This window comes from Streptomyces sp. NPDC002773, assembly GCF_040295605.1.
Lineage (GTDB): Bacteria > Actinomycetota > Actinomycetes > Streptomycetales > Streptomycetaceae > Streptomyces.
In genome coordinates this window covers 37538-50415 of the sequence record NZ_JBEOVO010000009.1, presented here as the reverse complement: position 1 = coordinate 50415, position 12878 = coordinate 37538, and the positions used below count along the sequence as shown (strand labels likewise).

The following is a 12878-nucleotide window of genomic DNA, read 5'->3' as shown; positions in this document are numbered from 1 at the left end:
CGTACCCCGCCGTCTCCGGCCGCGTACGGGATCACCGAAGCCATTCCGCACCGCCCGCCGGGAGATACCGCCATGTCCGCACACCCCCACGCCGCCGCCACCGCCGAGACCGCCGCCGAGTCCGCCGACGCCTGCTGCGCCGCCCCGCTGCCCGTCCTCGGCCGGGACGTCACCGTCCCGCTCGTCACCGGCGGCGAGGTGACCTACGCGGCGCTCGACTACGCGGCCAGCGCCCCGGCCCTCCAGCGGGTCTGGGACGATGTCGCCGCGTACGCCCCCTACTACGGCAGCGTCCACCGCGGCGCCGGCTACCTCTCCCAGCTCTCCACCGACCTCTTCGAGAACAGCCGCGCCACCGTCGCCGAGTTCCTCGACTGCCGCCCCGGCGACCAGGTCGTCTTCACCCGCTCCACCACCGACTCGCTCAACCTGCTCGCCGCGACCCTCCCCGCCGGTTGCGAGGTCTTCGTCTTCGAGACCGAGCACCACGCCTCGCTGCTGCCGTGGCAGGACGCCCGCGTCACCTACCTCAACGCCCCGCGCACCCCCGAGCAGGCCGTCGCGACCCTGGAGCGCGCCCTCGCCGACCGCGACCCCTACGGCCCCGCCCTGGTCTGCGTCACCGGCGCGTCCAACGTCACCGGTGAGCTGTGGCCGGTGAGGGAACTCGCCGCCGCCGCCCACGCCCACGGCGCCCGGATCGTGCTCGACGCCGCCCAGCTCGCCCCCCACCACCCGGTCTCCGTCCAGGACCTCGACGTGGACTGGATCGCCTTCTCCGGGCACAAGCTGTACGCGCCGTTCGGCTCCGGTGTCCTCGCGGGCCGCGCCGACTGGCTCCAGGACGCCGAGCCCTACCTCGCGGGCGGCGGCGCCTCCCGCAAGGTGGCGCGCCGGGCCGACGGCGGGGTGGACGTGGAGTGGCACACCACCGCGGCCCGGCACGAGGCCGGCTCCCCGAACGTCATCGGCGTGTACTCCATCGCCTCCGCCTGCAAGGCGCTCACCGAGGCCGGCTTCGACAGCCTCGTCGAGCGGGAGCGGCACCTGATCGCCACGGTCCGCGCGGGCCTCGCCGAGGTCCCCGAGGTCAAGGTGCTCTCGCTGTTCGGCGACGACGCCCCCCGCGTCGGCGTCATCTCCTTCGTCGTGGAGGGCTGGAACAGCTCCCACTTCGCCGCCGCGCTCTCCGCCGAGTACGGCATCGGCGTCCGCGACGGGCTGTTCTGCGCCCACCCGCTGGTCCGCACGCTGCTCGGCAGCGACCCGGGGACCCAGGGCGAGTGCGGCGCCCCCGAGGCCGCGCCCGGCGAGAAGTCCCTCAACGCCATCCGGGTGAGCTTCGGCGCCGGTACGCCCGACGAGCACGTGGAGCGGTTCGTCGGCGCCGTGAAGGAGCTCGTCCGCGACGGCGCCCGGTGGAACTACCGCACCGAGGACGGCCGCTGCGTCCCCGACCGCGGCTGAGCACTCACTCGTACGGGTGAAGGGGGCCTCCCGACCGGGAGGCCCCCTTCACTCATGGGTCGTGCGCGCCTTCAGGACTCCAGACCGATGGCGAAGGCCGCCTCCAGGTCGTGCTGGGAGTACGTACGGAAGGCGACGTGGGTGTCCGTGGCCTCGACGCCCGGGATCTTGCTGATGCTGCCGGGGATCACGTCCGCCAGGTCGTCGTGGCGCGGCACCCGGACCATGGCGATCAGGTCGTACGTACCGGTCACCGAGAAGACCTCGCTGACACTGTCGAGCGCGGCGATCGACTCGGCGATCTCGGGGATGCGGTCCACGCTGGTCTTGATGAGCACGATCGCGGTGATCACGGCTGGCTTTCTCCCTCGGTCGCCGCGGTTTGGGCTTTCACTCTATCCCCACCCCGGTAGCGCCCCCAGGCGTAGAGGAAGCCGACGGAGAAGCCCACCACATGGGCCAGATAGGCGACGCCGGGGCCGGCGCCCGCCGCCCGCGCGGCCAGCCACTGGAGCACGAACCAGAAGATCAGCACGATCCAGGCGGGGAAGCGCAGCGGCAGGAAGAAGAGGAAGGGGAAGAGGCTGGTGACCCGGGCCCGCGGGAAGAGGAAGAGGAAGGCCCCGAGCACCCCCGAGATCGCCCCTGACGCCCCGACGAGCGTCTGCTCGCTGTGCGCGTGCGCCGCCGCGTACCCGAGGAGCGCGAGATAGCCGGTGCCCAGGTAGAAGAGGGCGAACCCGAAGGCGCCCATGCGTTCTTCGGTCATCGCCCCGAAGACGTACAGGAAGAGCATGTTCCCGAGCAGGTGGAGCCAGCTGCCGTGGACGAAGAGCGCGGTCAGCGGGGTGAGCAGGGCGCGCGGCTCGCCGCTCATCAGCTCGGCGGGAACGACGCCCCAGCGGCGGAAGTACGTGCCCTGCGCCGCGAGGAGCTGCTCCCCGGTGCCGTGCACCGGGTTGAGCCCCGAGACCGGACTGACCAGGAAGAGGAGGCAGCAGGCGGCGATCAGTCCGTAGGTCACCGTGGGTCCGCCGCGGGCGCCGCGCCAGGCCCCGAGAGCCGCTCCTCGCCAATCGATCATGGACAGATCATGGCGTACCCGGGACGAAGTGGACAGAGTGCCTCGCCGTGCCCCCGCCGACCCGTGAGGCCGTAGGGTTGCGGGCAGTACGACCGCAGTTCGACGGCGCACCGCGGCTCCCGCACCTGGTACCACGCAACAGGAAGAAGGACGGCTCGATGACGACGGTTCCCCTGCCGACCGCCGAGACCCGCTGGCGCTGCACGCTCTGCGGCAACCTGACCCGCTTCGACGTGACCCGCTCCTCCAAGGTCGTCGAGTACGTCCATCTGGACCTCGCGGGGGAGCCGACGGTCGAGGAGCGGCAGGTGGTCAGTGAGACCATCGAGTCGGTCCGCTGCCGTTGGTGCAACGCGGTGGACCAGATCGAACTGGTGGACAGGCCGGGCGCCGCCTCCTGAGGGACGGCGCGGACGACATAGGGGTGACGGATCGTGGAGCAGCCCGCGCACGGTGGTGAGCCGGCCGGCGCGGCAGGTGACGCTGCCGAGACGCTCGACCACCCACTGCCCGAAGGCGTACGGCGGCGGGTCGTCGCGCTGGTCGCGGACGCCTTCGGCGGGCTGACCGTCGCGGAGCTGCCCGCCCCCCTGAGGCAGTACGCCCGGTTCACCGCGAGCCGCCGGGCGAAGTTCGCCGGCAACGCGATGGCGGCGGCCCTGGAGAGCGACCCGCTGTTCCGGCAGCGGATCGGCGAACGGTTCAAGCAGGGCCAGCCCGAACTGGCCGGAGCCGTCGAGACCGGCACCCCGCCCGCCGCCGCCGATCCCCTCGACGTGGCGGCGGCCGCCTATGTGCTGCGCCCGCCGGGCTGGGTCAAGCTCGTGGCCGCCGCGGGCGAGGAGGCCCTGCGCGTCGACGCCGAGCGGGCCGACGAGGCCGGCCGGCGCGAACTGGAGCGGCTGCGCGAGGAACTCGCCGCCGCCCGCGACCGGTCCCGGGACGAGACCGAGCAGCTGCGGCGCGACCTGGAGACGGCCAGGAAGGAAGCGGAATCGCTTCACCGCAAGCTGCGCAGCGCCCAGAGCGACGTGAAGCGCGGCGAGGCCGCGCTGCGCCGCGTCCAGGGCGAGATCGAGAGCGCGCGGGCGGAGGCGGCCGCCCAGGTGTCCTCGGCCGAGAGCGAGAGCCGGCGGCTCAAGTCCCGGCTCGGCGAGGTCGAGGCGGCCCTCGAGGCCAGCCGCAGGTCCGCCCGTGAGGGGCGCTCGGTGGAGGACATGCGGCTGCGGCTGCTGCTCGACACCGTCCTCGACGCCGCCCAGGGGCTGCGCCGTGAACTCGCGCTGCCGCCCGTCTCGACGCACCCCGCGGACACGGTGGACGCGGTGGAGCCGGGGCGGATGTCCCCGAAGGACATCGCGGCGCGGGCGCTCTCCGAGACCGATCCCGCGTTGCTCGACCAACTCCTCGCGCTGCCGCAGGCCCATCTGGTCGTCGACGGCTACAACGTCACCAAGACCGGCTATCCGACGATGCCGCTGGAGAAGCAGCGGTTGAGGCTGCTCGGCTCCCTCTCGGCCCTCGCGGCCCGCTCGGGCGCCGAGGTCACCTGTGTCTTCGACGGGGCGGAGCTGGCGGCCCCGGTGCTGCTCGCGCCGCCGCGCGGGGTGCGGGTGCTGTTCTCCAAGCCTGGTGTCACGGCCGACGAGTTGATCCGCCAGCTGGTACGGGCGGAGCCGCCCGGCCGCCCGGTCGTGGTGGTCTCCACGGACCGTGAGGTGGCCGACGGGGTGGCGAAGGCGGGGGCGCGTCCGGTCGCGTCCGCCTTGTTGCTGAAGCGGCTTTCGCGGCTCTCGTGACACATCACAACTCCTGGGCCTTATGCCCGAATTCTGGACGGCGGACCGTCAAGTGGTCATCACTGCCCGTGCGATGCGCGTAAATAAAGTGGTGCCTGAGCGATATTTTTGCCAGTGGGATTTGAACTGATCACAAGTTGGTCACTAAGGTCGGCCTTCGAACCTTCGCGCGGTTGATCATCCATCCGGGATGACGGCGGAGGAACCGCCTGCCCCTGACCGGTTGGGCGGCTCGAGGAAGAAGGAGCTCGCCTTCGTGGCGTCCCACCGTCGACCCAAGCAGCCGAGCCGCACCCGCGTGACCGTGCTCACCACCGCCGCCGCCGCGGCCGTCGCCATCACCGCCCAGACCGGCGCCCAGGCGGCTCCGAAGCCGAAGATCGAGGACGTCAAGGCTCAGGTCGAGGAGCTCCAGCACCAGGGCGAAGAGGCCATCGAGCAGTACAACCTCGCCGAGGAGCGCCGCGGCACGCTGCAGAAGGAGATCGGCCAGCTCCAGGACAAGGTGGCCCGCGGTCAGCAGGAGCTCAACACCCTGCGCGACCAGATCGGTTCGGTCGCCAGCGCCCAGTACCGCTCCGGCGGCATCGACCCGGCGCTCCAGCTCTTCCTCTCCGCCGACCCGGACACGTACCTCGACAAGGCGTCCGCGATCGACCAGGTGAGCGCCCAGCAGGCCGACGTCCTCACCTCGATCCAGGCCAAGCAGCGCACGCTCGCCCAGCAGCGGGCCGAGGCCACCACGAAGCTGGCCGACCTCGAGGACGTCCGCAAGACCCTCGGCGCGAAGAAGAAGAAGTTCCAGGCCAAGCTGGCCGAGGCGCAGAGGCTGCTCAACACCCTCACCGCCGCCGAGCGTGCCAAGATCCAGGAGCAGGAGCGCGAGAAGGAGCAGCGCGCCAGCCGCGACGCCGGCGAGCGGCTCGACCTGGGCAAGGAAGCCCCCGCGAACGGCTTCGGCGCCGCCGCGCTCAGCGCCGCCGCCACCCGGGTCGGCATGCCGTACGACCCCGGAGCCGAGGGCCCCGGCTCGTTCGACTGCTCGGGTCTGACCCAGTGGGCCTACGGCAAGGCGGGCGTCGACCTCACGCGCACCACCTACACCCAGCAGAATGACGGCACGAAGATCGGCCGCAGCCAGCTCAAGCCGGGCGACCTGGTCTTCTTCAACGGCCTTTCGCACGTGGGCCTGTACGCGGGCAACAACACGATCCTGCACGCCCCCAAGCCGGGTGCCTTCGTCCGCTACGAGTCCATGAACTACATGGGCACGTTCCAGTTCGGCGTCCGCATCGGCGGCTGAACCGCCCCGGTATGCCGCCCGAACGGGTGGTTCGCCGCGACCCGCACTGACCTGACGCCCCGCCGGTGACCTGTGTTCTCCGGCGGGGCGTCACTTTCTGTGCCCATCGGCTTCGTTGGACGCGCACTGAACAGCGGCTACTGTCTGCCGCGCCAGTCAGCGTCGAGCCGAACGGAGCGCGATTCGTGGCGTCCCACCGCCGACCCGCCAGGGTCACCGTCCTCACCGCCGCCGCGGCCACCGCGGCGGCGTCCCTCGGGGCCGTCCCCGCGAGCGCCGACCCCGGAGCCGGGACCGAGGCCACCCGCGCCACCGTCGACCGCCTCTTCGAGGAGGCCGAGCGGGCCACCGAGGGCTACAACAAGGCGGACGAGAAGGCGGACGCGCTGCGCCGGACGGTCTCCCAGGCCCGCGACAACCTCGCCCAGGGCCAGGAGCGCATCAACCACATGCGGGGCGCGCTCGGCTCGGTCGCCGGGGCCCAGTACCGCTCCGGCGGCATCGACCCCGCCCTCGCCCTGCTGCTCTCCTCCGACCCGGACAGCTACCTCGACCGGGCCGCCGCCCTCGACCGGATCACCGCCCGCCAGGGAGCCGCGCTCGCCGAACTCCAGCGGGAGCAGCGCAGGCTGAACCAGAAGCGCTCCGAGGCCCACACCGCCCTGGTCGATCTGGAGCGCAGCCGCGCCGAGGTCGCCCGCCACAAGCGCACCGTCGAGGGCAAGCTCGCCGAGGCCCGCCGGGTCCTCGCGAGCCTCACCGCCGCCGAGCGCGCCGACTTCGACCGGGCCTCCAGGTCCGGCGGACGCGACGGCGGACGGGAAGCCGGACTCGACGGCGGACCCGCCGAGGATCCGCCGCCCATGGCCGACCCCGGTCCGGCCTCCTCGCGGGCCTCCGCCGCGGTGATCGCCGCCCGCAGCGCGATCGGCAAGCCGTACGTGTGGGGGGCGACCGGCCCCTCCGCCTTCGACTGCTCGGGCCTGATGGTCTGGTCGTACCGGCAGGCCGGGATCAGCCTGCCGCGCACCTCGGCGGCGCAGCGCCACGCGGGGCGCCAGGTGCCGCTGTCGCAGGCGCAGCCGGGCGACCTCGTCACGTACCGCGGCGACGCCAGCCACGTCGGGATCTACGCGGGCGGCGGGCAGGTCATCCACGCCCCCTACCCGGGCGCGCGGGTCCGCTACGACCCGGTGAACATGATGTCGCACGTGACGGTGACCCGGGTCTGAGCCGGGGGCCCCGCCGCTCCCGTCCCGTACGGGAAGCGGGGCCGGCCGTTCCGACCGTACGATCGGGGCGTGGCAGGTCAGGGGAGTGGAGCGGCGCGCGGCGCGGCCGGGTGTCTGCTTGCCGCCCTCCTGGCCGTGGGCGGGTGCACCGCCCCCGCGCCGGCCGACCCGGCGCCCCGGGAGATCCAGAGCCTGCTCGACCGGCACGCGCGGGCGCTGCTCGACCGGGACGAGGCCGGCTACCTCGCGGCCCTCGACCCCTCGCTCGCACCCGCCGCGCGCATCGAGTTCGACCGGGTCGCGCAGGTCCCGCTCGGCGACCTGGGCTACCGGGTCACCGACGTCGACCGGACCGGCGAGGGCACGGCCACCGCCGAGGCCGAGCTGGGGTACCGGATCGAGGGCTACGACCCCGGGCCCGTCACCACCGAACGGATCCTGGACCTCGCCGAGCGGGACGGCCGCTGGTACGTGACCGGCGACCGCGCCGCCGAGGGCGCCCCGCAGCAGCTGTGGCAGCAGGGCGAGGTCGAGGCGGTGACCGGCCGCAGCAGCCTCGTCCTCGGCGTCGGCCAGAGCACCGAGCGGCTCCGGGAGATCGCGGCGGCCGCGGACCGGGCGGTGCCCGCCGTCGGGGACGCCTGGCACGGCGACTGGGCGGGCCGCGTCGTCGTCCTCGTCCCCGCGTCGGTCGAGGCGATGGGACGGCTCCTCGGCGGGCCGGCCGCCTCCTACCGGGGCATCGCGGCCGTCACCACCGGTGAGACGGGCGGCGGCCCCAGGGCGCCCGCCGACCGGGTGATCGTGAACCCCGAGGCGTACGCGGTGCTCGGCGCCTTCGGCCGGCAGCTGGTCCTCACCCACGAGGCCACCCATGTCGCCACCCGGGCCCAGACCACCGGGGCCACTCCGATCTGGCTCTCCGAGGGCTTCGCCGACTGGGTCGCCTACCGCGGCACCGGCCGCACCCCCGCCCAGGCCGCGCCCGCGCTGCGCCGCGCGGTCCGCGCGGGCGAGCTGCCCGCCCGGCTCCCCGAGGACCCCGAGTTCGGCTTCGGCGGCGACGCGGAGGCCCTGGCGCGGGCCTACGAGGGCGGCTGGCTGGCCTGCGAGCTGATCGCGGACCGCTGGGGCGAGGAGAAGCTGACGGACTTCTACCGGACGGTCGGGGCGCACCCAGGCCGCCCAGGCGCAGTGGAGAAGGCCCTCCAGGAGGTGCTCGGCACCACCCCGGAGGACTTCACCGCCGACTGGCGGGACCACCTGCGGGAGCTGCTCGGCTAAGCGGCTCGCGCCGCTCGCCCAGCGGGTCCCTCGCGGGGCGTCAGAACGTGCCGGACAGGGCCTTCTCGCGCTCCGGCTCGGACGCCTGGGCGGGTACCTTCGCGGTCTCGGCGAGGCGGGGCTCCGTCACCGTCTGCCGCCACAGGATCCGGCAGGCCATGACGGTGGCGGCGATGAGCAGACCGTTCCGGGTGAACAGCACCGCCATACCCAGCGGATCGCTCCGCGTCACGTGTGAGAACCACACCGGGAACTCGAACTGCGTGACCGCCGTCGCCCACACGATCAGATGCACGGGCCGCTCCATCCGGCTCGCCCGGTAGGCGAGGCACACCGCCGCGAGACCGACCAGCCACAGCATGTACTGCGGGGAGAGCACCCGGCTCGTCGTCGTGAACAGCAGCACCGCGACGAAGGCCGCGTCCGCCACCGTCGACGAGGTGAAGCGGCGCGCCTTGAACCGCCAGAGCAGCAGCCAGCCGAAGGCGGCGAAGGTGAGCACCATGGCGGCCGTCGACACCGTGGAGACGTAAGGCCCGAGGAACTCGATCGAGCCGTAGTTCATCCGCGCCTCGCCGTCCCAGCCGAAGTGCCGGGCCACGTGGAAGACCATCGAACCCAGCGACTCGACCTCGGTGCCCCGGTCGCGCTGGAAGGAGAGGAAGGCCAGCGCCCCCGGCATCCACAGCACGCAGAACAGCAGCACGGCGGCCGCCGCGCCCACCGCCGTCGGCCAGGCGCGGAAGGTCGCCCGCCCCTTCGGGGTACCCGCGAGCAGCAGCACCGGCCACACCTTGAGGACCGCGCCGAACCCGGCGAGGGCGCCGAGGACGCGGGGACTGCGGCCCGCCGCGAGCAGCGCCGCCACCGCGACGGCGGTCACCATCACGTCGTAACGGGCGTACGCGGTCGGGCCGAGCAGCGCGACGCCCGCGATCCAGATCCAGGCGCCCCGCATCGAACGGCCGGCCCTGCGGCCGGTGTGGACGAGCAGCCCGAAGACGAGCGCGTCACAGAGGAAGGCGAGGACGAAGAACGCGGCCGAGTAGGAGAGGAAGGGCAGCAGCCCCGGGGCGAGGATCGCGAACGCGGCGGCGGGCGGGTACTGCCAGGTCACGTCGTCCAGCGGATACGTGCCCGTCCGCAGGACCTCGTACCAGCCCTGGTAGATGTCCGCGATGTCGAACGTGATGTCCGGCCCGGGGATCACCACGACCTTGAAGACGAGGAGGAGCAGGATGACCCGGCTGAGACCCCAGAGTCCGAGCGGAAGCCCCAGACCCGTGCGTGATCGTGACCACTTCCCCACTGCGCCCGTCATCACTGGTTCGTCCTTGTCCTGTCGGCCCCGCTCACGCGGGGGAGTGGTGGTGCTGGGCGGTGGGTGCGCTCGCGGTACTGTCGGCCACGATGCACAAGACCCTGATCGTAACCAACGACTTCCCGCCGCGTCCCGGCGGAATCCAGGCCTTCCTGCACAACATGGCGCTCCGCCTGGATCCCGAACGGATCGTGGTCTACGCCTCCACGTGGAAGCGCAGCCGCGAAGGGGTCGAGGCGACCGCTCTGTTTGACGCCGAACAGCCTTTCACGGTTGTCCGTGATCGCACCACCATGCTCCTGCCCACCCCCAGGGTGACCGCCCGGGCCACCGAGCTCCTGCGCGAGCACGGCTGCGAGTCCGTGTGGTTCGGCGCCGCCGCCCCCCTCGGTCTGATGGCGCCCGCGCTGCGCCGGGCGGGCGCCAGGAGGCTCGTCGCCACCACTCACGGCCATGAGGCGGGCTGGGCCCAACTGCCCGCGTCCCGGCAGCTGTTGCGGCGGATCGGTGAGGGCACGGACACGATCACCTACCTCGGTGAGTACACCCGCTCCCGCATCGCGGCGGCCCTCACACCCGCCGCCGCCGGCCGGATGACGCAGCTCCCGCCCGGCGTCGACGAGAAGACCTTCCACCCCGGCTCCGGCGGCGCCGAGGTCCGCGCCCGCCTCGGCCTCAGCGACCGGCCCGTCGTGGTCTGCGTCTCCCGGCTGGTCCCCCGCAAGGGCCAGGACACCCTGATCCGGGCCCTGCCGCGGATCCTCCGCCGGGTCCCGGACGCGGTCCTCCTGATCGTCGGCGGCGGCCCGTACGAGAAGGACCTGCGCCGTCTCGCCGCCGAGACCGGCGTGGCCGGATCCGTACGCTTCACCGGCGCCGTCCCCTGGTCCGAGCTGCCCGCCCACTACGGGGCCGGTGACGTCTTCGCCATGCCCTGCCGCACCCGGCGCGGCGGCCTCGACGTCGAGGGCCTCGGCATCGTCTACCTGGAGGCCTCCGCCACCGGCCTCCCGGTGGTCGCCGGCGACTCCGGCGGCGCCCCCGACGCCGTCCTCGACGGTGAGACCGGCTGGGTCGTCCGCGGCGAGTCCCCCGAGGACACCGCCGACCGCGTCAGCACCCTCCTGCTCGACCCCGAACTCCGCGCCCGCATGGGCGAGCGGGGCCGCGCCTGGGTCGAGGAGAAATGGCGCTGGGACCTGCTGGCGGAGAAGCTGCGCGAGCTGCTCTGAGGGGCGATCGCAGCTCTACGAAAGGTGTACGAAGGGGCCCGAGGCGATCCACTCGCCTCGGGCCCCTTCGTACAGCGTCCAGTGCTGAGCGTTCCGTGCTCAGCGCTCCCGGCTCACGCCGTGTAGATCGCCTCGATCTCGTCCGCGAAGTCCTTCGCCACCACGTTCCGCTTCAGCTTCAGGGACGGCGTGATGTGACCCGCCTCCTCCGTGAACTGGGCCGGGAGGATGCGGAACCTGCGGACCGACTCCGCCTTGGAGACCGCCGCGTTGCCGTCGTCGATCGCCCGCTGGACCTCCGCCACCAGGTCCGCGTCATCACGCAGGGTCACGGCCGTCGAACCCGCCGGCTTGCCGTGCTCGGCGGCCCAGCGGCCGAGGAACTCCTCGTCGATCGTGACCAGCGCGCCCACGAACGGGCGACCGTCGCCGACCACCATGCACTCCGCGACGAGCGCGTGCGCCCGGATCCGGTCCTCGATGACCGCGGGGGCGACGTTCTTGCCGCCCGCCGTCACCAGGATCTCCTTCTTCCGGCCGGTGATCGCCAGATAGCCGTCCTCGTCGAGGGTGCCGATGTCGCCGGTGTGGAACCAGCCGTCCGCCAGCGCCTCGGCCGTGGCCGTCTCGTTGTTCCAGTACCGCGAGAAGATGTGCTCGCCGTGCAGCAGCACCTCGCCGTCGTCGGCGATCCGCACCACCGAACCCGGCAGCGGCTGACCGACCGTGCCGATCTTCTGCCGGTCCCAGGGGTTGAACGCCGTCGCCGCGCACGACTCCGTCAGGCCGTAGCCCTCAAGGACCGTGAAGCCGATGCCCCGGAAGAAGTGGCCGAGCCGCTCGCCGAGCGGCGCGCCGCCCGAGATCGCGTACTCGCCGCGCCCGCCGAGCACCGCCCGCAGCTTGGAGAAGACCAGCTTGTCGAAGATCTTGTGCTTCAGCTTGAGACCGAAGGACGGGCCCTGCGGGGTGCCGAGCGCCCGGCTGTACGCGATCGCCGTGTGCGCGGCCTTGTCGAAGATCTTGCCCTTACCGTCGGCCTGCGCCTTCGCCCGCGCCGAGTTGTAGACCTTCTCGAAGACCCGGGGCACGCCCAGGATCAGCGTCGGCCGGAACGAGGCCAGCTCGTCGGTGAGGTTCTTGATGTCCGGGACACAGCCCAGCCGGATCGGCGCCATCACGGACGCGACCTCGACGAGCCGCCCGAAGACGTGCGCGGCGGGCAGGAAAAGGAGCACCGAGCACTCACCGGTACGGAAGAGGGGCTTCAGCCGCTCCACCACGTTGCCGCACTCGGCGAAGAAGGCCCGGTGGGTCAGGACGCAGCCCTTGGGGCGGCCCGTGGTGCCCGAGGTGTAGACGATCGTCGCCGGGTCGTCCGCGTTCGCCGCCGACATGCGCTCGTCGAGCAGCTCGTCGGAGACGTCCAGGCCGGTGCCGGTCAGGTGCGCGACCGCGTCGTCGTCGATCTGCCAGATGCCCTTCAGGTCCGGCAGGTTCTCCTGGACCGACACGACCGCCGCCTGGTGCGCCGCGCTCTCGACGATCACCAGGGTCGCGCCCGAGTCGCCGAGGATCCACTGGATCTGCTCCGGCGAGCTCGTCTCGTACACCGGTACGGTCACGCCGCCCGCGCTCCAGATCGCGAAGTCGAGGAGCACCCACTCGTAGCGCGTACGGGAGAGCAGCGCGACCCGGTCGCCGGGCTCGACCCCGGCGGCGATCAGACCCTTGGCGGCCTCGCGGACCTCCGCGAGGAACTGGGTGGCGGTCACGTCGGTCCACTCACCGCCGACCTTGCGGCCCATCACGGCGACGTCTGGGTGCTGGGAGGCGTTGCGGCGGATGAGATCCGTCAGGTTGCCGTCCGCGGGGACCTCGTACAGGGCCGGAAGGCTGAACTCGCGCAAGACTGCTGCTCCTCATCGGGCGCCGGCGCCACGGCTCTGTGTGATGCACCGGTGAAGTCCAAGAACTGGCAGGTGCTCAGTGGGGATGAGCACGACTGGACTGCCCGGACGTTACCCATCAGTACTAGGTTCCCGATAGGGGGTCCCGGCCAGATGTTCGGTGCGTCACACATGTATGGCGGTGCTCTGCGCAGAGTAATCCACAGCTTTCCCGACTCGGAAGTAACCGCAGGTCGCACCCCCTAA

The 12878-nt window shown here is 72.5% G+C and carries 11 protein-coding genes; 7 read left to right on the top strand and 4 right to left on the bottom strand.

Annotation, left to right across the window (positions count from 1 at the left end; translation table 11 throughout):
* Positions 1–72 precede the first annotated feature (72 nt).
* Positions 73–1467, top strand: a complete 1395-nt coding sequence (locus ABT034_RS14120) for an aminotransferase class V-fold PLP-dependent enzyme (RefSeq protein WP_351214761.1) — start codon at positions 73–75, stop codon at positions 1465–1467.
* 71 nt (positions 1468–1538) lie between these two features.
* Here ABT034_RS14120 and ABT034_RS14115 read toward each other — a convergent pair whose 3' ends face one another.
* Positions 1539–1820, bottom strand: a complete 282-nt coding sequence (locus ABT034_RS14115; RefSeq protein ID WP_030205672.1) for an Lrp/AsnC family transcriptional regulator — start codon at positions 1818–1820, stop codon at positions 1539–1541.
* Complete coding sequence (locus tag ABT034_RS14110; RefSeq protein ID WP_351214758.1) at positions 1817–2551, bottom strand: rhomboid family intramembrane serine protease; 735 nt, start codon at positions 2549–2551, stop codon at positions 1817–1819. The genes ABT034_RS14115 and ABT034_RS14110 overlap by 4 nt, the downstream gene beginning before the upstream one ends.
* Before the next feature lie 158 nt (positions 2552–2709).
* Here ABT034_RS14110 and ABT034_RS14105 point away from each other — a divergent pair, with 158 nt between their 5' ends.
* The 5 genes from ABT034_RS14105 to ABT034_RS14085 all read left to right on the top strand — a co-directional run bounded on the left by ABT034_RS14105 (position 2710) and on the right by ABT034_RS14085 (position 8169).
* Positions 2710–2952 (top strand): hypothetical protein, encoded by a 243-nt coding sequence (locus ABT034_RS14105; protein WP_015033005.1) that lies wholly within the window; start codon positions 2710–2712, stop codon positions 2950–2952.
* A 33-nt stretch (positions 2953–2985) separates the two neighbouring features.
* A complete protein-coding gene (locus ABT034_RS14100) occupies positions 2986–4350 on the top strand; it encodes an NYN domain-containing protein (protein WP_351214756.1) in 1365 nt (454 codons plus the stop codon).
* Positions 4351–4606: 256 nt separating this feature from the next.
* On the top strand, positions 4607–5653 hold the full coding sequence (locus ABT034_RS14095) for a C40 family peptidase (protein ID WP_351214754.1): 1047 nt from the start codon (positions 4607–4609) through the stop codon (positions 5651–5653).
* A gap of 185 nt (positions 5654–5838) precedes the next feature.
* Positions 5839–6885, top strand: a complete 1047-nt coding sequence (locus tag ABT034_RS14090; RefSeq protein WP_351214753.1) for a C40 family peptidase — start codon at positions 5839–5841, stop codon at positions 6883–6885.
* 69 nt (positions 6886–6954) lie between these two features.
* Positions 6955–8169 carry a hypothetical protein gene (locus tag ABT034_RS14085; protein ID WP_351214751.1) on the top strand — a complete coding sequence of 405 codons (1215 nt, stop codon included), beginning with the start codon at positions 6955–6957 and terminating at the stop codon, positions 8167–8169.
* A 40-nt stretch (positions 8170–8209) separates the two neighbouring features.
* Here the strand turns inward: ABT034_RS14085 and ABT034_RS14080 are convergent, their stop codons facing one another.
* On the bottom strand, positions 8210–9490 hold the full coding sequence (locus ABT034_RS14080) for a glycosyltransferase 87 family protein (RefSeq protein WP_351214749.1): 1281 nt from the start codon (positions 9488–9490) through the stop codon (positions 8210–8212).
* 89 nt (positions 9491–9579) lie between these two features.
* On the opposite strand from ABT034_RS14080, the gene ABT034_RS14075 reads away from it, so the two are divergent.
* The gene (locus tag ABT034_RS14075) at positions 9580–10722 is read left to right on the top strand and encodes a glycosyltransferase family 4 protein (protein ID WP_351214747.1); all 1143 of its coding nucleotides are present in this window, start codon (positions 9580–9582) and stop codon (positions 10720–10722) included.
* Positions 10723–10835: 113 nt separating this feature from the next.
* Here ABT034_RS14075 and ABT034_RS14070 read toward each other — a convergent pair whose 3' ends face one another.
* Positions 10836–12632, bottom strand: a complete 1797-nt coding sequence (locus ABT034_RS14070) for an AMP-dependent synthetase/ligase (RefSeq protein ID WP_351214745.1) — start codon at positions 12630–12632, stop codon at positions 10836–10838.
* Between the last annotated feature and the right edge of the window lie 246 nt (positions 12633–12878).